Annotated in this window: 20 protein-coding genes; 5 read left to right on the top strand and 15 right to left on the bottom strand. The window is 66.0% G+C overall.

Going from position 1 to position 20,934, the window contains the following annotated elements; genetic code table 11:
• Nucleotides 1–24: 24 nt before the first annotated feature.
• Genes ACJ5H2_RS04980 through ACJ5H2_RS04970 form a run of 3 tightly spaced genes read right to left on the bottom strand, consistent with a single transcriptional unit; the run spans nucleotide 25 to nucleotide 2,181 of the window.
• Nucleotides 25–1,128: a CU044_5270 family protein gene (locus ACJ5H2_RS04980; protein WP_408898465.1), complete on the bottom strand. Its 1,104-nt coding sequence runs from the start codon at nucleotides 1,126–1,128 to the stop codon at nucleotides 25–27.
• Complete coding sequence (locus ACJ5H2_RS04975) at nucleotides 1,097–1,627, bottom strand: RNA polymerase sigma factor (RefSeq protein WP_408898464.1); 531 nt, start codon at nucleotides 1,625–1,627, stop codon at nucleotides 1,097–1,099. The genes ACJ5H2_RS04980 and ACJ5H2_RS04975 overlap by 32 nt, the downstream gene beginning before the upstream one ends.
• A 56-nt stretch (nucleotides 1,628–1,683) precedes the next feature.
• The gene (locus ACJ5H2_RS04970; protein ID WP_408898463.1) at nucleotides 1,684–2,181 is read right to left on the bottom strand and encodes a peptidase inhibitor family I36 protein; all 498 of its coding nucleotides are present in this window, start codon (nucleotides 2,179–2,181) and stop codon (nucleotides 1,684–1,686) included.
• A 215-nt stretch (nucleotides 2,182–2,396) separates the two neighbouring features.
• Between ACJ5H2_RS04970 and ACJ5H2_RS04965 the strand changes: the two genes are divergently transcribed.
• Nucleotides 2,397–2,738, top strand: coding sequence for a hypothetical protein (locus ACJ5H2_RS04965; RefSeq protein WP_408898462.1), 342 nt, complete (start codon nucleotides 2,397–2,399; stop codon nucleotides 2,736–2,738).
• A gap of 51 nt (nucleotides 2,739–2,789) precedes the next feature.
• On the opposite strand, the gene ACJ5H2_RS04960 is transcribed toward ACJ5H2_RS04965, so the two are convergent.
• The 3 genes from ACJ5H2_RS04960 to ACJ5H2_RS04950 all read right to left on the bottom strand — a co-directional run bounded on the left by ACJ5H2_RS04960 (nucleotide 2,790) and on the right by ACJ5H2_RS04950 (nucleotide 5,453).
• A complete protein-coding gene (locus ACJ5H2_RS04960) occupies nucleotides 2,790–3,167 on the bottom strand; it encodes a hypothetical protein (protein ID WP_408898461.1) in 378 nt (125 codons plus the stop codon).
• A gap of 456 nt (nucleotides 3,168–3,623) precedes the next feature.
• A complete protein-coding gene (locus tag ACJ5H2_RS04955; protein WP_408898460.1) occupies nucleotides 3,624–4,403 on the bottom strand; it encodes a hypothetical protein in 780 nt (259 codons plus the stop codon).
• 510 nt (nucleotides 4,404–4,913) lie between these two features.
• Complete coding sequence (locus ACJ5H2_RS04950) at nucleotides 4,914–5,453, bottom strand: YaeQ family protein (protein WP_408898459.1); 540 nt, start codon at nucleotides 5,451–5,453, stop codon at nucleotides 4,914–4,916.
• Nucleotides 5,454–5,682: 229 nt separating this feature from the next.
• Between ACJ5H2_RS04950 and ACJ5H2_RS04945 the strand changes: the two genes are divergently transcribed.
• The 3 genes from ACJ5H2_RS04945 (at nucleotide 5,683) to ACJ5H2_RS04935 (ending at nucleotide 8,640) form a co-directional block, all read left to right on the top strand.
• Nucleotides 5,683–7,176, top strand: a complete 1,494-nt coding sequence (locus ACJ5H2_RS04945) for a GNAT family N-acetyltransferase (RefSeq protein WP_408898458.1) — start codon at nucleotides 5,683–5,685, stop codon at nucleotides 7,174–7,176.
• Nucleotides 7,149–7,646 carry an ASCH domain-containing protein gene (locus ACJ5H2_RS04940; protein ID WP_408898457.1) on the top strand — a complete coding sequence of 166 codons (498 nt, stop codon included), beginning with the start codon at nucleotides 7,149–7,151 and terminating at the stop codon, nucleotides 7,644–7,646. Before ACJ5H2_RS04945 ends, ACJ5H2_RS04940 begins: the two co-directional genes overlap by 28 nt.
• Nucleotides 7,647–7,992: 346 nt before the next feature.
• The gene (locus tag ACJ5H2_RS04935) at nucleotides 7,993–8,640 is read left to right on the top strand and encodes a hypothetical protein (RefSeq protein WP_408898456.1); all 648 of its coding nucleotides are present in this window, start codon (nucleotides 7,993–7,995) and stop codon (nucleotides 8,638–8,640) included.
• Nucleotides 8,641–8,954: 314 nt separating this feature from the next.
• On the opposite strand, the gene ACJ5H2_RS04930 is transcribed toward ACJ5H2_RS04935, so the two are convergent.
• The 4 genes from ACJ5H2_RS04930 to ACJ5H2_RS04915 form a co-directional block, all read right to left on the bottom strand.
• On the bottom strand, nucleotides 8,955–10,370 hold the full coding sequence (locus tag ACJ5H2_RS04930; RefSeq protein WP_408898455.1) for a hypothetical protein: 1,416 nt from the start codon (nucleotides 10,368–10,370) through the stop codon (nucleotides 8,955–8,957).
• Between the two features lie 246 nt (nucleotides 10,371–10,616).
• Nucleotides 10,617–11,132, bottom strand: coding sequence for a hypothetical protein (locus ACJ5H2_RS04925; RefSeq protein ID WP_408898454.1), 516 nt, complete (start codon nucleotides 11,130–11,132; stop codon nucleotides 10,617–10,619).
• 171 nt (nucleotides 11,133–11,303) lie between these two features.
• Nucleotides 11,304–12,368, bottom strand: a complete 1,065-nt coding sequence (locus ACJ5H2_RS04920) for a CHAT domain-containing protein (protein WP_408898453.1) — start codon at nucleotides 12,366–12,368, stop codon at nucleotides 11,304–11,306.
• Nucleotides 12,369–12,594: 226 nt separating this feature from the next.
• Entirely contained in the window at nucleotides 12,595–13,518 is a 924-nt protein-coding gene (locus ACJ5H2_RS04915; RefSeq protein ID WP_408898452.1) for a tyrosine-type recombinase/integrase, read from the bottom strand.
• A 438-nt stretch (nucleotides 13,519–13,956) separates the two neighbouring features.
• Here ACJ5H2_RS04915 and ACJ5H2_RS04910 point away from each other — a divergent pair, with 438 nt between their 5' ends.
• Nucleotides 13,957–16,092, top strand: coding sequence for a P-loop NTPase fold protein (locus ACJ5H2_RS04910; RefSeq protein ID WP_408898451.1), 2,136 nt, complete (start codon nucleotides 13,957–13,959; stop codon nucleotides 16,090–16,092).
• Nucleotides 16,093–16,267: 175 nt separating this feature from the next.
• On the opposite strand, the gene ACJ5H2_RS04905 is transcribed toward ACJ5H2_RS04910, so the two are convergent.
• The 5 genes from ACJ5H2_RS04905 to sfnG are packed head-to-tail and all read right to left on the bottom strand — an operon-like array spanning nucleotide 16,268 to nucleotide 20,788.
• Nucleotides 16,268–16,654: a VOC family protein gene (locus ACJ5H2_RS04905; protein ID WP_408898450.1), complete on the bottom strand. Its 387-nt coding sequence runs from the start codon at nucleotides 16,652–16,654 to the stop codon at nucleotides 16,268–16,270.
• Between the two features lie 49 nt (nucleotides 16,655–16,703).
• Entirely contained in the window at nucleotides 16,704–17,279 is a 576-nt protein-coding gene (locus tag ACJ5H2_RS04900) for a flavin reductase family protein (RefSeq protein WP_408898449.1), read from the bottom strand.
• A complete protein-coding gene (locus ACJ5H2_RS04895) occupies nucleotides 17,276–18,448 on the bottom strand; it encodes an LLM class flavin-dependent oxidoreductase (RefSeq protein WP_408898448.1) in 1,173 nt (390 codons plus the stop codon). The genes ACJ5H2_RS04900 and ACJ5H2_RS04895 overlap by 4 nt, the downstream gene beginning before the upstream one ends.
• 7 nt (nucleotides 18,449–18,455) lie before the next feature.
• Nucleotides 18,456–19,679: an SfnB family sulfur acquisition oxidoreductase gene (locus ACJ5H2_RS04890; RefSeq protein ID WP_408898447.1), complete on the bottom strand. Its 1,224-nt coding sequence runs from the start codon at nucleotides 19,677–19,679 to the stop codon at nucleotides 18,456–18,458.
• The gene (sfnG, locus tag ACJ5H2_RS04885; RefSeq protein ID WP_408898446.1) at nucleotides 19,679–20,788 is read right to left on the bottom strand and encodes a dimethylsulfone monooxygenase SfnG; all 1,110 of its coding nucleotides are present in this window, start codon (nucleotides 20,786–20,788) and stop codon (nucleotides 19,679–19,681) included. Before sfnG ends, ACJ5H2_RS04890 begins: the two co-directional genes overlap by 1 nt.
• Nucleotides 20,789–20,934 lie beyond the last annotated feature (146 nt).

Below are 20,934 nucleotides of genomic sequence, written 5' to 3'. Positions count from 1 at the left end.
GAACCACCGAGCAGTTCGGATCGGTCAGCGACCGGGTGGCAGGGATGTCGTACCGACCCGCTCGGACTCGACCAGCGCGCTGAATGAAACGACGGCCGGCGGCCGGAAGTCATACAGGTCCGACGGCTCTGTCAGGACGACTTCCTCGCCCAGATAGGCACCCGTGGTCGGCGAGATGAGCAACAGCCTCTGACTCACGCCGTCCTCTCCCGGGGTCGAGAACACATCGGCGGGCCGTCCCAGCCGGTCGCGCGACTCTCCCAGGTAGGTGATGGTGGGATCGGTGGACAGCACCCGCCAGAGGGCACTCGTGAGCTGCGGCGAGATGACGTAGTTGTGGAACAGGTCGACCACGTCGCTCATGAGGCATGCCCCCGACGTCTGCGAGCACGAAGAAGGGTCGTGTGCAGTCGCGAGCCTCGTCGCGAGCGCGTCGGGCTCGACGGGGAGGCTGTCGGCGTACCCGGGTCCGGGATCCATGCTTGCGAAGGACTCGTCGGCGATCGTCTCGCCTTCGCCCTCGGCCTCCAGGCGTCCCTCCACGAGGGGGGCGCCGCGGCGTTCGATGGATCGCATCGTTCCATCGGGTTGGAAGTACGAGTCTCGTTCGACCGGTTCCAGCACGCTGGTGGTCGTGCCGTCGGCCTCCTCACCAGTCGCTGCCCACCACGCCTCGACGGATACATGCTGCACGGGCAGCGGTGCTGGAGGCGTCTGCTGATCGGCGAGCGATGCCAACCGCTGGAGCGCGGCGGCGGCAGGGGCGCCATCGGTGGGAATGCTGCCGGGGTCGGTGTTCTCGAAGGCGAGCAGAGGAGGAGTGGCCGCATGGATGGGGGGCACGGCTTGCTGTGGCTGCGCGACGACCAGCGCCACGGCGGCCGCCGCAGCCGCGGCAGTCAACAGGGTCCCTCGGATGACTCGCTGGTGGGTTCGGGGACGTTGGTGGCGCGGGGGCGGGATCCTCTGAGGGGGCTGTTCCTGCGGAACGGCGATGATCCGCTGGAGCGCTTGTTCGGCCCGCTCGGCCTGGCCGGGCAGAGGGGTGAGCTCGCGCGGGACGGCTCCGACTTCCAGCAGCTCGCGACGGAGCTCGTCAGCGACGGTCTCCGGATCGTTCCTCTTCATGACGCGTCACCTCCCTCATCCAGAGTCGGCGGGCGTTCTTCTTGGCACGTTGCAGTCGCATCGTCACGGCGGCCGGCGTGCAACCGAGAATGACGGCGATCTCGGCGACCCGGTAGCCGTCGACCAGCAAGTCAAGCACCTCGCGGTCGGTCAGTGACAGCGGCGTGGCCCATTCTGGCCAGCTCTCGCCACTCACCTCGTCGGCGACGTCGGGCACCGCGGTGGCCGCGTGACCACTGAGCTTCTCCACGAGCCCTCGAGATGCGCGGTCCTTGCGCCACGCATTCCGTGAGAGACCGTCGACAACCCGGTAGGCCAAGCTCTGGAGCTGTCGTTCCTCGACCTCGTCTCGACATGAGGGGAGGTTCTTCACCCAGATCGTCTGCAGTGCGGTGGCCGCGAGATCCTCGGCTTGTTCCGGGTCGACTCGCCGCTGGGCATAACGCACGAGCTTGGGGAACATGCTGCGGAAGAACGCCTCGAACTCAGACGCCTCCATCCACGCCTCTCCCCGTCGTCACGCCCCGAGGCTACGACAGGCGGGAGAGGCAGAGCTCAGCAACTCGCAGTACTCGACAGGAACACCTTGTCTGGCGAGTAGTAGCTCGACCCGATGGTCGCCCGATCCTGTCCAGGCGTGAAGCACACCGACGATGAGCCCGTGCTGTCGTAGAGGCGCGCCCCCTGGGCACGGTTGTTGGAGTAGGACCGGGCTGTCCAACTGAGCGTCTTGGTCACCCCCGTCCCTGTTGTGTAGTAGAAGCTGCCGGAGTAGTTCGACTGGGCCCATCCGCAGAACCTGCCGCTGGTGCACTGGGAGAGCGAGAACGTTCCTGCTTCGACCGCGACGAACGTCTCGCCCGTCGAGTAGCGGATCTCGTTGCCTCTCACCACTCCACCCGGATGCCGCTCCAGCTCAGCACTCAACAGCCGGGCTACCTCGCCGTTCGACCGCTCGAGCTCAACGGCGCCAGCCCCGCTCGCGAGGAGGCCAGAGATTGCCATCGTGGTGGCCACAGCTGTGGTCGCGATCAGCGAACGCCAGTACGTCATGCCAGGTACTGTCCGCAACACGCGAGAATCTAACGCGGCGCTCAACATCAGTAGGCATGCCGTGGGACGCAGAGTCAACCGCGCCGAAACCCCTCTCGATTTGCCGGGTTGGGTGAGCGACTAGGCGCCGAGGGTTCGCTGCCGTGCTCACGACTTCGGTTGCTGGGATGCATTGCCCACACCTGGCCAGAATGAGCGACGCCTATGCTCGGGGCATGGATCTCTCGCGTCTCAACGAGCGATGGGCTGAGTGGGCCGTCCACTCCTGGGCCGCGGGCCAACTTGTGCTGATTGCCGACAACGACCTGACCTATCACCACGAGGTCGAGGTGCGCTTCGACGAGGTCGAGTTCGCCGTGATCGGAGACCACTTCAACTGGCCCGTGTTCAGGCCAGTGCTGCCCGAGGAGGAGGCCAGTGCTCGGCCCTACTTAGACGCCCCAGAGCACGCCCGAATGTGGGCCTGGGACGCGGAGGTTGGCAGTGCTCAGAGTTCGATGCTCGTAGCTGCACGTTCCGCGACCGTGATCGAAGAGCGCGTCCTTCACGACCGGTAGCGCACATGCGCCAGGCATGAACAACCGCATCGGCGGATCTTGCTAGCCGCTCTACAAACCGTAGCCGGGCGGCAGAGGAGCCGGGGTGAAACGCTCCGGCCTGTCCTTCTCCGGGCGCCGCCGGTTACGGGCGAGCGGTCGAAGGTGGCCCTCGAAATAGGTGATGGCCGCTAGGGCGCAGACGTGATTGTGACTGATCCGCTGCCCCTCTACTGGGAGCGGGTACAAAGGGCTCTCGTAGTGGGCCGCGATCGCCTGGATACGTTCCAGGTCAGCGTCGCTCATCTGCAAGGCGCGCTCGGCCAGTTCGTCCTCCGCGTAGTCCCACAGACTGGCAGCGGCCTGACTCTTCGAGAAACGCACCTTGACCTGAGACCGCCCGCGCAACAGCCTTTCGCGTTCACGAGCCTCTCTGCGTACTTTCCACATGATTGCAGGCTTGCATAGTCAGCCGCTCCTCGGCATGACCGGAGCGGATCATGGAAGAGCCGTGCTCGTCCAACCTGGATGGCTCGACCATCCGCCTGCCAGAATCCTTCCCGTGGACGAGTGGGCGCGGCTGCGAGCACGGCTCGCGGAGGCTGGCGTCGAGGGAGGCGAGGACCTCGGACGGTTCGTCAGCAAGCCCGAATTCTTCGGTCAGTCTCGCTTCGATGAACGGGCGGCCATGCCTGTCCTCATCGAGGCGCTACCGACGCTCACCGACCCGGACCTGGTGAGTGCTGTGGCGGGTCATCTCCAGCGCCCCTGGGCTCGGCCAGCGGCGTTTTATGCGCTCTTGGCTGCCTTTGAGAGGTGGGCCATCCGAGAAGGGCCGCAGCTGGGTGGCATCTGGGGGACGCCTAACTGGCCGTCAGACCGGAACCAGCCTCCGTCCGACCCAGATCAGTCCGGCACGTAGTTGTGGTCCGGCCAGACAAGGTCACAGTCGTACTTGTTGAGCAGTGTTGGCGCCACGGCGTTGACCGCAGCAGCCGCCTTGTTCAGTTGATCGACGTCGGACCACTCGTCGTACTTCATTGCCTCCAACTTCAGCGCGAAGTCGTACATCTCGGTCTCGGAAGCTTCAGCCACGCCGTCTAGCACTCGCGCCATCTGGAAAGCGAGCGCAACTTCCTGTGCCGTCGCGAGCCATCCGTCCCATGACTGGCCCTCGTCATCGTCGATCTTCTCGGGCTGGCCGAGGCTGTCATTCAGCCGCTCCATCTGATCGCAAAAGTCCTCGCGGGTCCGGACCATAACAACTGCGTTGCCGATCTCCGTCTCAGGCTTGAAGTCGTTCTTCTCCAGTTCCTTGCGGGACCATGCCTCGCTCGATTCGTCGCCGACCCGCACTGTGTAGAACTTGGCGTCGGGAACTTCCTCGATCTTGAACGACAGCACGCATGGGTCATCGATCCCGATGGCGATGGACGGGATCGACTCCTGAGTTTTGAAGCCGGCGAGGAGGTTGGTGCCGGTCTCACCAGTGGCGATTACCTCGCTCGACTCGTTGAAGAGCTGAACCTGGTCGTTCTCGATGCTCTGCTCCGAGAAGCCGCAGTAGTCGGCGCTGGCGACGATCCGCCCGTTCATAGTGATGCCACTGGCTTCGGGCTCGTCTTCTCCGCAGGCAGTCACGCCGAGACTGAGCAGCACCACCGCCGGTGCGACAAGGAACCTCATGCCGGAGAGGCTAGACGGCGATAGCGGTCTCTGGCTCCGGTAGCTACTTTCTTGCGCGGAGGTCACCGCGGTGCGCGAGGGCTGAGAAGTTATCGTGCCGAAGGCCGTCTACGACGCCGATGTCGCTCTTCGCGAGGACTAAGAACGCATCGAGGCAACGTAGCGATTCAGGTCATGACTGAAGCGCATTCCTCGGGTCCTACAGCGCGATGAGGGCCGCTCGGGCCGGGTGTTCGACCCAATCTAGGCCGCCAGCGAGTCGCGTGGGGAACCGTCGTCCAGGCTCACGCTGCCCCGGGCGTCAGTGACGGCGAACCTCAACTCGTCCACGAGGTGAATGATCGCACGCACCGGAGTCAGCAATCCCGGGCAGATTCCGCCGTCCTCGACGACTGCGGACCGCACTGACATCGGCATGGGGCGGGCTCTCCGCCGCTTCTGTCCCAGACGCGGCGCATTGACGCGCGTCGGAAGTCGCGCATCCGGATCAGCGACGGGACGTCGCCCCCGCTAGCTGATCGGGTGGTCGTGGACCGCCGAGGAGAGGTGCACGCCGTTCAGTTCCAGGTAGAGCTGCCGCTCCGTCACGGTGAGCGTGATCGTGTTGCGGCGCTCCATCGTGTCCACTGCTGAATCGATGAACCCGGGATCGAAGCTATGCAGCACGATCTCGGCGGCGCGGTGGATCCTCGCCCCTGACCACTGAGCGAGCACCTTGGCCGGGTCGCGGTGCGTGTAGATCGTGGTGCGCTCGGCAACCTTGCTGCCCGCGTGAAGCCGCGCAGCATCCGGTGCGCCGACCTCGATCCAGGCGAGCAGCTTCCCGCTCAGGTCACGCACCAGCACCGCCGGGGCGTCGGTCGCCGAGATGCCCTCGCTGAAGGTGATGCCCTCTTCGTGCTCGAGGCAATAGGCGAGCACGCGCGTCACGAGGTACGCCTCGGTCTCTGAAGGATGCCGCGCCGCGCGCAGCGTGAACTCCTCGTAGACGCCGCGGTCTGTGTCGGCCAACTCGACTTCAAACGTGTGCATCGTCGCGCCGGCTGCCATGGGGCTCAGCCTAGTCCGGGAACGGGGACCTCCGAGCCGCCATGACCGTCGCCTGATGGCGGCGGTATGACGCAGGCCCTCGAGCGCGTGGTTCGCCGCTGATCCGGGGCGACGCCTTGCGAGCAATCCCCATGGAACACATCACCTTGGCGGAGGGTCGAACAAGTTCTTCAGGGCCCGTATGTCGCGAATGCCCGAAATCGGGCGTTGAGCAGTGCACGCTTCGGGTGTGCTGTTTCTGATCGACAGCAACATCGCGATCGCGAGCGACCCGCTGAGCCACAAACTGGAGGCGGGCGCAGAGTCGGCCGTGCAGTTCATGCGGTTGGCGACGACGCATCACCATGATGTCCGCACCCATGAGGGATCTCGCACTGACTTTGCTCGCATCGGCGACCCGGAGAGACGCCGAGCGCGGCTGACCTTGTTCGAGCGCTACACGCCACTGGTGTCGCCTCCGGCGATATCGGCCCAACAGGAAAGCCTGCTAGGCAGGCCAGCGCCAGCCTCGAACGACGAAGTTGACCAGATGCTGCTCGCAGCGGTGGTCGGTGATGCGGCGGAGTATCTGATCACCCAGGACGACGGCTTGCATCGCAAGGCACGCCGGATGGGTGTGGCTGACCGGGTGTTGACCCTGTCAGATGCCATCGCGATGCTCCGCGCCCTTCACGCGGACCTGCCCAACCCGCCGCCTGCGGTGCGGCGCGTCAAGACTCACGAGCTGAACCTCGGCGACCCGATCTTCGATGGCCTCAAGGAGGACTACGGGCATTCGGTTTTCACCGAGTGGTTCAGGAGGGCTGCGCGGGGGCAGCGGGATGCGCTTGTAATCGATGGCGACGGCGAGCACGCGGCGGTCTCAATCTTGAAGCGGGAGCCGACTGGCGAGCACGGCCTGCCGGGACCGCAGTTGAAGGTGTGCACGTTCAAGGTTGCGGATGGTTACAGCGGCCAGAAGTACGGCGAACTGCTCCTCAAGGCGATCTTCGAGCAGGCTCACGCCGAGCAGTACGCCGGTCTATTCGTGACAGTGCTAGAGAAACAGGAGGCGTTGATCGCACTCCTGGAGGACTTCGGGTTCCGAGCGATTCCTGACGTGCGCACCGCAGTAGGCGAGCTCATCTTCGAGAAGCCCCACAGACCGGTTGAGGACCCCTCGATATCGGCCTTGGAGTACCACGTGAGGTACGGGCCGCCGGCGCTGCGGCTGACCGGGCAGAACAGCTTCGTGATCCCGATCGAGCCTCGATGGCATAGGGTGCTGTTTCCGGACGCGGAGCCGGTCGAGGAGGACACCTTGTTCCCCGCGACCCTAGGTCTCGCAACGCAGCCGTTCGGAAACGCTCTCCGGAAGGCGTACTTGTGCAACGCGCCGTCGCGCCTCCTGCAGCCCGGCGACCCGTTGCTGTTCTATCGGAGTAGCGACGAGAAGGCGGTGCATGTTGTCGGAGTCTGCGAGGACACCCTGGTCAGCCGTGATCCGGCGCAGATCGTCGCAGCGGTCGGGCGCCGGACCGTTTACTCGCTGCAGGAGATTGACGACCTCGCGAGCAGGAACGAAGTCTTGGTCGTGATGTTCAGACAGGATCGAATCCTCCGCATGGATCCGATACCACTATCTGAACTCATGGGCGGGCGCGTCCTCAACTCGTGGCCACAGTCCATCACTCAGACCCGGCGGGAAGGGACAGCATGGTTGGCACAGCGGTTGGGCGTGTAGCGCTCTTCTCCATCCACCCCAACTACGCTCGCGCCATCCTCGATGGGTCCAAGCAGGTCGAGTTCCGCCGGCAGGGCCTCCCCGCCGATGTGACCCACGTCGTCATCTATGCGACCTCTCCAGTTCAGCAGGTCATTGGGATGTTCGAGGTCGCAGGCGTAGACAAGATGTCGCCCAGGCAGGCATGGAAGCAGTACGGAAGAGTCGGCTGCATCGAAAGGACCGCGTTCGAGCGGTACTACACCGACGCCGACCATGCTTTCGTGATCCGGGTTCGAAACGCCCGGACGTTTCCGACGCCGTTTCTGCTCGCTGACCTGGACGAGAATCTGCGCCCCCCACAGTCCTACATGTACCTGCGCGCCCATCTCCTCGACCGCACACGCGTTCTCGCGGCCGATCCGCAGCCGGTTGTCCGGAGGCTGCTCACTGGCCTCACGTCGAAGGTGCTCGCTCCGGCCGCGCGATAGCTCCGCCGGTCGGTCGCACGCCGGCGCGTAGCGGCACTTGGCCGGCCCCCTGGTCCCGCTCTTCAACATGACGAGGCGGGCGGATCGAGGCGCTGGCTGGCGGCGGTGCGGCGCGGGCATCCCCGGCACGACGCGGGAGGGGCGATTGCGGCGGTTGGACGCAGGTGGCTTCGCGCGAACACCTACAGCAGCTGTCACCGGGTCAACCAAGATCGCCGCTTGGCTCAACGTTCGTGATCAGCAAGTCCATCCGAGTGTCGGTGCCGGATGAAACGCTTCGAAGGTGCCCAACGTCGGTAACAAACCTAGCCAGCATGCTCGCCTGCAACGACGGGTAGGACAGCATGTGTTCATTGACCTCGTCGATGCGTGTCGAAATCGTCTCCGCTGGAATGACCTGAGCGTCCGGAGACGCACCGCCGTCACGTGGCTGGGGTACGCGACGCTTGGCGGCGCTGCGTGCACCGTCGTGTTCATGGGAGGGGACCGCGCCGTAGATGCTGGTCCTTTCGCCGGGCTCACGCTCGTTCTCGCGGTCGCCGCGGCATCTGCTCACGTCACGCTTCTCAAACTCCGACGCCGAAGTCATTGCGTTCTGTACGGCGTCGGCGCCGTCGGCGGTTCTGTTGCATTCGTGATTGCGGCCATGACGGCGCGCACGTCCTCAGACGTCGCATCCGCGCTCGCTCTCATACCGCCGCTGCTCGGGAGTTGGGTTGCCGTCCAGTGGGTGGCGCGACTGACCGCGCGAGGGCTCGATGGCACCGATCTCGCCGACGCAACGACCACCATTCGCGGCACCGCCGCGATCTGGTTCGTTGTCCTGGTACTGGTAGTCGCTGGCGCGCCATTCGCCAGTGAGCACACGCCCTCCGTGGTTGCGGAGTTGACCGAAGGCGTTACCGGCCTCTTCAGTGTCGCGGCCATCTTCACCTACGTCGGGCCTGGCTGGACCGAGTACCAGCGCGGGCTAGCTGTTTCGGGCGCCGCTTGACGACTTATCCTGCCCTTGAGACGACTAATCGTTAGCGGCTAGCGGAGAAATCCGCGGGGCAGTCTGACCTTGTCTATGCATTGCCGCACGCCGGCCGAGTGCCTCGGCCTCCTGCCCCCTACCTCGGGCCTTGCGCTCGCCCGGCGGGCCACACCTCGCGGGCTCGGCCGACGGTGTGAACGGCCACGAAGCATGGGTTCCTCGGGAATCACTGGTCCTTGAATGGAAGACCATTCGCCCGACTCCTCGAGGATCAACGGCTGTTCACGGAACGTTCGCGGCGAAGTGACGCATCCCGCGCATGCGTCCTTGCGCTAGAGCGCAGCAGTGCTTTGCCCAATCTCGAAGTCAATGCTCATCGCCACAAACTCCTGAAGCGGCCGCGACCAGGACTGGCCGGGTGTAGCAGCCGCCGAGCGCACTGCGAATTGATACCAGGATTGCGTCATCTGGCCCGGGTCACCCACGACCAACCGTCCGTGGTGACCCGTAGCATTCCGGCGTGCGTACCAAACCCGCACCGCCTCGTAGAGGTCGGTGGCTGGCGCGACCACCGACTGCTCATCGATCTGCTTGTGCGACAGGATGACCGCCAAGTACTGGTAGACGCGTGGGGTGGCCGTTCGGGTCGTGTTAGCCCCTGGATTCGGCCAAGGCGATCCATCCCTGAGGGTGACCACAACATTTGAGGGCATCCGCGCACCAGAGAGAAGCTCTAGGATCGACCAGAAGCGGAGGTAGCGCGCATCCTCGGACCGTTCGCTCAGGGCCTCTCCGTACAGGTCGCAGCACAACTTCAAGAGCGGGTCGTGCTCAACGGCACGCGTCTGCCGCAGTAGGTCGTACTGACTCTCACCCGAGATGAAGCCGCCGGCGAGATTCCCTACATAGTGCTCACTCTCGAGGGCCCACTTGGAGACGACCGCGTTGCCCGACTGTCTCTGCTCAATCACGATGCAGAGCGGCCGGCCAGTTGCGCTTCGGTTCACGGCCATGAGCGCGATGACCCGATCTCGTAGGTCTCTTGCCAACTCTCCGGCCGCCTCGTAGGTCGGGGCCCACACCTCAGGGAAGATCATCACGGTAAGCGGGCTTCGTGCTTCTGCCTGACTTCGCCAGATGGCTTCTGGTAACTGGGTTGCGAATCTCTCTTTCTGTAGGAGGCCGTTGATTATTAATCGCTCCTCCGACGCGCCAGGTCGTTCAAGCACGGGAACGATGACTGCCCCGGGCAAGCGCATTCGCGTCGTCATGTAGAGGCCCTCGATGACGCAAAGCACACGATGCTCAAGACTCTCCGCCGCCTGGCGGTCGCCAAGAGGCTGGAGGTAGAGGGCAGCTTGCTCGTCGAGGAGACGCTCATGAACGACCAGCGCGTCTGCCGGGCCGGCGATCGCCGATGCGGGGTTCATGACGCTGACCGCAACCTGAGGAAACACATGTGTCGTGCCGTCCTGCGCGGCAATGCCCCAGACGTAGATCGAAGCTTCCCTCCCGAGGGAGAGCCCTGAGGCAACGGGCGCGGTACCTCTCCCGGCGGCGTCTATCGACACCGGAACCGAAGCTATCCAGCTCGATTCGATTGCAGTCGTCGCGTGCAGAATCAGGGTGACGGTTTCACCTGCGACGGAGTCGAGGCCGTTCACCTCAAGCGAGATCGCGTTACCGTCGCAGAAGGCCAGCGGTCGGACATGGGCCTCAGCCTTGGGTGGAAGCACTTGACTCGACACGGGTTGACCATATGGCTTCGGCCGCATGGTGGTAGGTCCATAGAGCACTCGATGCGTAGTCGATGTTCTTGCCAGACGATGGCCGCCGGTACGCGGCGGTATGGGCTGCATCCGCTACCACCGATTCGTGCACGGCTCGACGTCGCCGCGTCGCCCCTTTGCGGGATGGCTCTGCCTGCCTTCAACCCCCTGATGGGCCGTGACGACTCCGTCGTCCTGCATCGAAGGTCACCGAAATCGATCCCGTCAGAGGTTGCTGCTGAACCAGTCGGACTCGTCGGCGAGAGCCTCACGTGTCATGAGGTCATCCAGGCTCGACAACGTCGGATCCGCCTCGACCAGCATTTCGCCGATCTTGTTGTAGATCTGAAGGAGCATCATGAAGCCGGGAACGCCGTGGCGCTTCACGAGATCACGGACTGGCGCGCCGTCTGTCATGCCGTGGTCGATTATCTGCTCGACCAGATGGAGACAGTCCGGCACGGCCCCCTTGCGGAGGCGGAAGCTGCGCAGGAGCTCCTCCTTGGGAAACACCATCACCTCACGCGCACCGGCGATGCGGGCGTCGTTGAGCTGTTCGAAGCGCCGGACGGAGATTAGTGCAGCCATTCCGACCGCGAGGTCCGGCCCGCGGGAGAACGCGCCAACGCTGAGTTCGAAGTTGCGCGCGAACGCCCCGGGCCCGCCGATCGTCAACGAGGTCGCTACGCCCCGGATCTCGGCAAGCAGATTGTGCACGTCACGGACGAAGTCTTCAGTCACTCTCGCACGGTAACTGCGCAGTCCGACGCAACGCGTCAGAAGCGGCCGTCCGTGCGCCTGCTGCTGGTGCATCGACATCGATCAGCCCTCGGCCTCGCAGATGTTGAACTGATAGCCGGTGAGCTTGTGCCAGGCAGTGGCCTCGCTCCTACCAGCACCCATTTCACAGGGCTAGCCCCCAACCTGAACCAGGACTAGGTCGTCGACGTCGAGATCGTTGCGTGAGAGCAGGGTTGGCTTCCAACCCTCGTCCAGCCCCATGAGGTCCAGCACGACCGCGCCTTGGCGTAGCGCCGGCCCGATCGGCTGCGCTGAGGCAATCGCGGCGTAGAACCTGGCGGCGAAGGCACTAGCAGCCAAGTCACTGATCTCGGTCGCCATCGCAATGATCACGGGGGTTGCCCCAAGCAAGACTTCGGCTCCCTCAAGCGTGTCGCAGCCGTTCAGGACCAGCAGCGCGGGCGGTTCAGAGGTCGCGCCAAGAGCACGAGCCAGCAGATCGAATGGAACGTCGCGCCCCTCAGGATCTTCAACGTTGGCATTATCGAACAAGATCGCAGCATCGCCGGCGTGACCGGAAAAATGGACAACGTGCGGTCGGACGTCGTTCAGACCGTCGAGTAGGTCTTTAGGGGTCGCTGCGGGCCGGTACTGAATGTCGATGAGATCTCGGTGCAGCGCACGCTTGACGGCCTGCTGAACGTCACGGACCTCGACTTCGGTTCGGAGATCCATTTCAGGGTTAGCGGTCAAGTAGAGGACTCGGAGAATCTCTGGCGTCGGCGGCTGCACTGTCACGTAGTGCACTGTCGGGCTGGAGAGCCGGGCGATCTCACGGGCATGACTCTTCTCCTTCTGCCGACGCCGTGCATCGGCCTGTTCCCTAGTTCGAGCCTCAGCCTTCTTCTTATCCTCCTCCTTTTTCGCCGTGTTCTTGATCTCCCGAGCGAGGTACTCCTCAGCCGTTGCCAGGTCTCCTGCTGACTTGCCGAGTTTGACCGACAGGGCGGTCACCTTCTTGTCCTCCGCCTGAGCTCTCTTCTCCAGATTTTCGGCGTTGCGCTGGTAGGTCCGGGCCATGGTGGCGCTGGTGCGCGGCGTGATCTTCTGAAGTTCCTTTGCCGCGTCGGCGCGAAGTTTGCTGGCGGCGACCCGTGCCTTCCCGCGGTTCGTCTCATCAGTGGCCTGCTGCTTTTTGATCGCCACGATCTTGTCGCGGTACTGCTTCTCCGACATCGCGTTCCCCTCTCGACCGGCAGGCGGCTTTGGGCTCGGGTCGTGCATGAGCCCCGGCGGTTCTAGCATGAGGATAGAAATCAGGTCCGACAGATCCGCCCGATGACAACGTCGATGCGACAGTCAGGTAGTCGAGCAACTGGTCTGTGGCAGGAATCTAGTGACTTGCTGACCTGCCTATGGAGGGCGAAGCTGGGCCCCCAGTGTGGGCGGCGTGCCGCGGAAGCTATATGCCTGCGACGTAGGCGGTGAGGAAGTGGACGCCGTGGCGGTCGAGGTTTCCTCGGGCACGGTCGTAGTGTTCGGTGGTTCGCGGGTCGGCGTGCCGGGCGAGAATCTGGGCGTCCCGCAGCGGGACGCCAGCGTCGAGGGCGTTGGTGATCGCGGCGTGGCGCAGCGAGTGAGGGCTGATGTGTCGGGGGATCGCTGCGGCCCGGGCGATGCGCTGGACCATCCGGTACACGTCACGTCGATCAACCGGCTTGCCGGTGAGCGGGCGCAGGATGAGGGGTCCGATACTTCGCTCGCCTCGGCCTGCCTCAAGGACTCGTAGGACCGGGACTGTGATTGGCATGGTGGCGGGCTTGTTGCCCTTGCCGACTAGGTGCAGGACGCGGTGGCCGCGCAGCGTCTCGGCGTGGTCCTCGATCCGGACCGCCGCCGCCTCCGAGGCTCGTAGAGCGTTGATACCGAGGAGATACGCGAGAGCGCCGTGGTGGACGGTGATCGTCTGAGCGACCTGAAGGAATCGGATGAGCTCGAGCCGGTCGAGCCCTTGGGTACGCGATTCATCGCAATGCACCTCGGGTAGTCGGGCGTAGACCGCTGGGTCGGTCGGCGTGAGTCCGTCGGTGTGGGCGAAGCGGAAGTATCCGCGTACGCCATGCATCATCGTGACCACCGATGAGGCCATCAGGCCGCTTTCGGTCAATGAGCGGATGTAGAGCTCGACGTGGGCACGCTCGACGCCGATTAAGGCGTCGATCCCGTTGGTCTCGCACCAGGCGAACCACCGGCGCAGCTGGGAGGCGTACAGGTGGTGGGTCGGTCCGGAATAGCGGGCGAGGAATGAGACGGCGGCAAGTTGCGCGGGCGTCATGTGGGCTGGCTGGAACGGCATCAGCTCGCGAGGCGCGTCTTGGTTGGTCATGGAGTTCTCCGCGGCGATGCCGGGGTGACCTGGCGTGCTCGCCGTCGACACGACGAGGTCAGGGGACCGACGCTACGCGCGGCGAGGGCGACGGGTGGTGTTGAGTGATCGGCTGCGCCAAGCCCTGCAAGGGGCGCTATGGGGCAGGCCCAGTGCGTCAACTGAAGAAGGGAAGGGAGCGACCTAACCGCCGATGGGGTTGCCTGATGGCGCCGCCGTCGATCCGGGCAGGAGCCTCCCTGGCGCTGGTGCGGCCGTCTGTTCGCGGAACCGGCCAACTGTCATCCCCGATGCAGTGATGTCCCGCGTCCGGGAAACTACCCGGCACTCGCCAGCGCCGATGGCGCTACGTCTGGGGCAGACTCTTCATGTGGCCATCAGGTTCGTCAGAGTCTCCCGGCGCCTACCGCCGGGGCCATTGCCTTGCAGGAGGATTCCATGTCTGCCCCTTGGAACGACGACGCGATTGCCTCGGCCGACGAGGATAGGTTCGGACGCGCTGGTTGGGCTCTGAAACAGTCTGGCCTCATCGACGCCAACCACGCTATCGATTCGAGCCTTGTGTATGGCCTGGAAGGGCCTTGGGGCAGCGGTAAGTCGTCGGTGCTGTCGATGATCGAGGATGCGCTCGGGGAACTCGGGCGCAACTGGCACGTCGTTTACTTCACACCGTGGGCAACTTCCACTCAGGAGGAACTGTTCTCAGAGTTCTTTGCCGCCTTGTCCTCTGCGATACCTCCGGATGACGAGGGCAACAAGAGAGTTCACGAGAGACTTGGCGCTTACGGGAAGGTGGCTATTCCGCTGCTGGGGGCCGTGCCGATTGTGGGGGGCGCACTAGCGGAGTCGGCCGACAGGCTAAGCGCCAAACTTGAGAAGCCGTGGAAGTCGGTGTTTGAGGAGCTCGCACAGTCCCTGAAGGAGGCGGAGCTAAGGATTCTCGTCGTCGTCGACGACATCGACCGACTCTCTCCCGACGAGTTGCTCACGTTATTGAAGGTCGTGCGCCTGATCGGGAGGCTCCCGGGGATTGACTACCTCCTGGCTTATGACGAGAAGACTCTCGCTGAGACCCTGACGGCCGCACGGCTAACGAACGCGATCTCGACAGCCCACGCCCGGCAGTTCATGGAAAAGATCGTTCAGTATCCATTGCAACTGCCCCCTTTGCTGGAGTCCGTGGTCATACGGCTTCTCCTGGAGGGGCTGAACGCCCTGCCGCTGCACGAGAGGTCGATTGACTCCCTCAACACTGACGTGTTCCACGAAGTGGTCACTGACGTGATGATTCAACGCTTGTCCACTCCCCGCGCGATGGGTCGCTACCTCGCCCAACTGCGCCATGTCTTCGACATTGTTGATCAGGGCGAATTCGATGCTTGCGACCTCGTGCTTGTCACGTTCATGCGACTGCATTTTCCGGACATGCACCGCGCACTGAGACGATGGCGAGCAGAACTCACAGGTGAGGGATCGGCTCGAACGTTGGCGGCCGCGCTCTCGAGTGACGGCGCAGCAAAGGAGGCGTGGAAGCAGGAGTTCTTCGCAATCGTCGACGAATCTGATCGGGAAGATGCGGCGAGGTTGGCGATTGCGATCTTCTCGAGGCTGGAGCCGAACAGCGCCACCAGGGTGCGTTTCAACGGTGAGGAGCGGACTGTGAACGACGCCCCGAACCGCATGGAAAACAGCACGTACTTCGACCGCTACGTCGTGTTTGAGGTTCCCGATGGTGACGTGGCGGATGGCGAACTAACTGACGCCTTGGTTAGGGCGTCAAGGGGTGACATCGAGCCTCTGAGATCGCTGGTGCTGACCGAGGAGGATGACAAGTCTCTGCTGGTCATCACGCGCATCAACAGGAGGTACGGCGAACTGGCGCCTGACGCCGAGTCGAGCCGCACTGATGCGCCAGTTTCAATCAACCTGGTGAGGGCCGGCGCATCCATGCTGGATGCCGTTCACGAAGGCCGTCAAGAGTTCGTCTCGCGGAGAAGGTACCTAGTTAAGTGGATCGCTACGCTTGTGCGCGCATTAGCCGGGGCGTCTTCATATGAGGACCTCCAGGATGCCTTGGATTCGTGTACGAGCTACGCGACGCGTATCGAAGTGCTCTGGAAGTCGAAAAATGAAGGGCCCCTGCCCGAGGCGGCAGCAGCGCTGCGCAACAAGCTGTTCGACAAGGAGGGCGAAAGAGCCGCAGTTCTGGTGTTGGAGCACCTCACCGCTGGGGACTCGGCCGACGTCAACGTGCCAACACAGATGTTGATCTCAGTGATCTTGGAGTCAACGGCGGCAGAATCATTCTGCGAGGAGATCAAGAGCCGTCTCGCTTCAGGGAGCCTCGACTTGGCGACCGTCGCGTCACGCTGCGTCGTGCTCGACCCTGCGCGTGAACAGTATGTCCTCGCTAACAGCTCATTTCAGCAAGTCACCGGCGAATACCTAGAGCAAGCCGCGGAATACGTCGGTTCTGACGACGACTCGCCGCTGCCCGTGTGGTCGCTTCAACAGCGACGCGAGTGGATTGCGGAGCACATCTCCGCCTCGGCTTCGCTTGCAGGGTCGAACTAGGTACGCCGCTGGTCCGCGGCGGACCCCCTGCAGGTGGTAGTCCCACTCAGGCGGCGACACCTGCGTCTAAGTGGGCGGATCGACGCGGCGGCCGACAGGTTGCGGTGGGCTAGGCCAGCCACGACCGAGGCCTTCGAACCTGCGCCGGCGCCGCAGCACTTCACGTGCTGCCACCTCAGCCGAGACCCTCCGGGGTGACCAGGCAGAACGGATGCCCCACCGGGTCGGCGTACACGCGATAGCCGATCGGCTTGTCCGAGCCCTCCAGGAGCACGGCCCCGAGCGCGAGGACCTTCTCCTGGGCTTGGTCGAGGTCGTCGACCAGGACGTCGAGGTGCAGCTGTTGCGGGGGCTGGCCAGTCGTCCAGTCGGGCGCGCTGAAGCGGTCGTTCCGCTGGAGGGAAACGGTCGGCAGGCCGGGTCCGGCGTCGAGGGTCACCCAGTCGGCCGAGTCGTGGACTCGAGACGCGCCCAGGAGCGGCTCGTAGAACGCCGCGAGGGCGGTCGGGTCGGGACAGTCGATGACGATCCCACTGATGCGTCCGATCACAGCGTCAGTCATAGCAGCAACGGAGGATTAGACGCCCACACCGCCGGCGGCTCCACCCGCCTCAGCCCGGCGTCCGCTCCCCACGCCCGAGCCGCTCGAACCCGGACCGGTGGAAGACCAGCGGCCCGTCGGCGGGTGCGGCGGCGTCGTGGTCGATGCCCTCGACGCGCAGCAGCACGATGACGTGGTCGCCGGCCTCGACCTCGCGGTGGATGGAGGTGTCGAAGCGGGCGAGGCCGTCGTCGAGGGTGGCCGCGCCGCGGTCGCTGACCGAGACGGGGAGGCCGGTGAAGCGGTCGGCGACGGCGCCCGCCAACTGGCGGCAGACGGCGCCGTGGTGGTCGGCGAGGACGGTGACGCCGAGGCGCTCGGCGCGGCGCAGGTCCGGCCAGGTGCGGGAGGTCCGCGCGATGGAGAAGGAGACCAGCGGCGGGTCCAGGCTCACCGAGGTGAACGAGCTCGCCGCGAGCCCGGTGAGCCGGCCGTCGACCTCGGCGGCGACGGCGACCACGCCGCTCGGGAAGGAGCCGAACGCCGCCCGCAGCCGCGCGGGGTCGAGGTCCTGGTTGGTGGCGAAGTCCGCGGGCGCCGGCCTCCGGCCGGGCTCGGGCTCGCGCTGGAGGGCCAGGGCGCTCATGCGACCACCGCCTGACCCGCGGCCCGGAAGGGTACGGCGGCGTTGACGTGCCGCGCCGGCGCCGGGTTCTTCCACACCCCGCGCCGCTCGAGGATCGGCAGCACGCCCTCGCCGAACCAGTAGGCCCCCTCGAGATGCGGGTACGCCGACAGCACGAACTCCTCGATCCCGAGGGCGGCGTACTCCTGGATCCGGTCGGCCACCTCCTCGTGCGAGCCGACCAGCGCGGTCCCCGCTCCCCCGCGCACCAGGCCGATGCCGGCCCACACGTTGGGGTAGACCTCCAGCGCGTCGGTCGCGCCACCGTGCAGGTCGAGCATGCGGCGTTGGCCCTCCGACTCACTGAGCCGCAGGCCCGCCTGCGCCTGCTCGATCGCCTGCGGCGAGATCTGCGCGAGCAGCCGGTCCGCCTCGCGCCACGCCTCCTCGGTGGTGTCGCGCGTGATGGTGTGCATCCGGATGCCGAACCTGATCGGCCGCTCGTCCGGCCCGCGTCCCTGCTCGGCGGCCAGGCGCCGGATCCAGGCCACCTTCTCGGCGACGGCGGCGGGCGGCTCGCCCCAGGTGAGATACACGTCGGCGTGCTTCGCCGCGACGACGCCGGCGGCGGGCGAGGAGCCGCCGAAGTAGATCTCGGGCACGGGGCTCGGGACCTGGTCGAGCGACGCTCCGGCGACCGAGAGGTGCCTGCCCTCCAGGTCCACGGTCTCGCGGGCCCAGAGCCGGCGCACGATCTCGAGGAACTCGTCGCACCGCTCGTAGCGGGCGTCCTTGTCGAGGAAGTCGCCGTACATCCGCTGCTCGTGGCTCTCCCCTCCGGTCACCACGTTCAGCAGCAGCCGCCCGCCGGTGAGGTTCTGGAAGGTGCCCGCCATCTGCGCGGCGAGGAAGGGCGAGACCTGCCCGGGCCGGAAGGCGACGAGGAACTTCAGCCGCTCCGAGGTCTGGCTGAGCATGGCGGTGGTCAGCCAGGCGTCCTCGCACCACGCGCCGGTCGGCGTCAGCGCCGCCTCGAAGCCGTTGTCCTCCGCGGCGCGGGCCACCTGGGTCAGGTACGCGATGTCACCGGGGCGGCCGGGACTGCCGGCGGCGATGCCGTGGCCGCCGCCGACGACATGGCGGCCGTCGCCGCCGTTGGTGGGCAGGAACCAGTGGAATCTCAATGTCATGGGAACCTCAGATCTGGCCGTGGTTGGGCGGCGGCGTGCCGTCGAGGGCATGCCGGCCGAGGTGCTGGACCTTCCAGGCGGCGGGGTCGTGCAGGGTGTGGGTCCGGGCGTTGCGCCAGTGCCGGTCCAGCCCGAGCGCCGCCAGCGCCGAGCGGGTCCCGCCGACCTCGAAGAGCCGGCTGGCGACGTCGACGGACACCGCGGCCGAGCTGGCCCGCGCAGCTGCCACCGCGAGACTCGCGGCGCCGGCGGACTCCTCGGTCAGCGCGGCGTCCGCCGCGTCGACCTCCCGGCCCGCCTCGGCGAGGAGCGCCTCGCTCCCGCGGACGGCGAGCTCCATCTCACCGAACGCGTGGACGACCAGCGGGTCGTCGGCGGCCCGGTCGACCCCGGCGTCGGGGTAGGGCCGGCTCCTGGTCCGGACGAACTCGGCGGCGTCGGTGAGGGCCGCGCGCGCGATGCCGACGTCGATGGCGGCGTGCAGCAGCTGGGCGAAGGCGCCGTACGTCTGCGGCCGCTCGAAGGTCAGGTGGTACGGCGTGACCCGGTCCGCGGCGACGCGCACGCCGTCGAGCAGCACCCGCCCGCTCGCGGTGGTCCGCTGCCCCAGGCCGTCCCAGTCGTCGACCACCGTCACCCCGGGAGCGAGGCGCTCCACCCACGCGACGTGCAGCGGGCCGCCCTCGCCGAGATGGGCGAGCACCGGGATCCAGTGCGCGAACGCCGCCCCGGTGCAGTAGCCCTTCTCACCGTCGAGCACCCACTCCCCCGCGGCCTCCCCCGTGACTCCGGGACGCAGCGTCGTCGCGTGCTCCCGGACGTGCTTGCTCGCCAGCTCGGACTGGGCGTTGCCGAACCGCCGCCCCGCCAGCACCTCCCCGAAGAGGAACTCCTGCTGGGCGGGTGTGCCCTGCTCGCGCAGCGCGTTGACGTAGACGAAGTGGCTGTGCGGGATCTGGGCGACGCTCGGGTCGCCCGTCGCGAGCAGCCGCAGCACCTCCGCGAGCACGGCGGCCCCGAGCCCGGCGCCGCCGTACGCGCGCGGCACGGTGATCGCGAGCAGGCCCGACGCCGAGAGCTCCTCGACCTGGGCCGTCGGAAGCTGCCGGGTGCGGTCCCGCTCCGCCGCCCCGGCCGCGAAGGCGGCCGCCAGCTCGCGAGCGGTCGCGACGGCCTGCTCGCCCGACAGCACCGGGACGGCGTACGCCGCCTCGCGGGTCGCGGCGACCATCAGACCCGCTCCAGCTCGGCGGCCTCGAGCTCGCGGACGATCGGCAGGATCTCGCGGCCGAAGTACTCCACGTCCTCGTGGTAGTGCAGGAAGCCCAGCAGGAAGAGGTCGGTGCCGAGGCGCTTGTACTCCAGCATCCGGTGCGCGATCTGCTCCGGCGTGCCGATCAGGCCGGTGCGGAAGCCGTCGTTGTACTGCACCAGGTCGGCGAACTCGGAGTCCTGCCACATGCCCTTCCCGTCGCCGGTCGACCGGCCCGCCTGCCGTACGGCGGATCCGAACCCCTCGACGGCCTGCCGGTCGGCCTTGTCGACGATCTCGCGCAGGACGTCGCGCGCCTCGCTCTCGGTGTCACGGCCGATGAGGAAGCCGTTCACGCCGAAGCGCACCGAGCGTCCGTGCACCGTGGCGACGTCGGAGACGTCGCGGATCTGCTCGGCGATCCCCTCCGGGGTGTTGCCGTTGGCGAAGTACCAGTCGGCGACCCGGCCGCCCATGCCGCGAGCGTCGGTGGAGTTGCCGCCCATGAAGATCTCCGGATGGGGGCGCCCCGGCCCGGTCACCGGCTTGGGGCGCAGGTCGAAGTCGTGCAGGTTGTAGAAGTCGCCGTTGAGCTCGGCGTGCTCGGAGGTCCAGATCTCGCGCAGATAGCGGATGAACTCCTCCGAGCGCCGGTAGCGCTCGCCGTGCTCGAGCCAGGGCTCGCCGAGCTTGGTGAACTCGTCCTTGAACCAGCCGGACACGACGTTGACCGCGGCGCGGCCGCCCGTGATCTGGTCGGCGGTGGCGATCCACTTGGCGAGCACGCCCGGGTGCCACAGCCCCGGGTGCACGGCCGCGATCACCTTCAGCCGCTCCGTCGCGAGGAGCAGGGCGAGGCTGAACGACGTCGACTCGTGCTGGTAGGCGGCGCCGTACGACGCGATGTAGCGCACCTGCGACAGTGCGTACTCGAAGCCGTTGCGCTCCGCGAGGCGGGCGAGCTCGACGTTGTAGTCGTAGCCCCAGTCGGTGCGCTGCTCGATCTTGCTCACGACCAGGCCCCCACTGACGTTCGGGACCCAGTAGGCGAACTTCAGCGGCTCGACGGCGCTGTGGTTGGTGCTCATGGCGACTCCTGACTAAAGTAAAGTACTTTGATCGACTTTATCCGGCGGGCGGCGTCGGCTGAAGGCGGTCGGGCGCCGGAACGACCGAACCGGCGATCGGCCGGCCTTATCACCTCCACCCGCCCACCCGGAGGCGAGAGACGGAG

Source organism: Nocardioides pymetrozini (assembly GCF_046058985.1).
In the GTDB taxonomy this organism is placed as follows: Bacteria; Actinomycetota; Actinomycetes; order Propionibacteriales; family Nocardioidaceae; genus Nocardioides.
The sequence above is the reverse complement of the archived record's forward strand: the minus strand, read 5'-3'. Positions and strand labels throughout refer to the sequence as shown.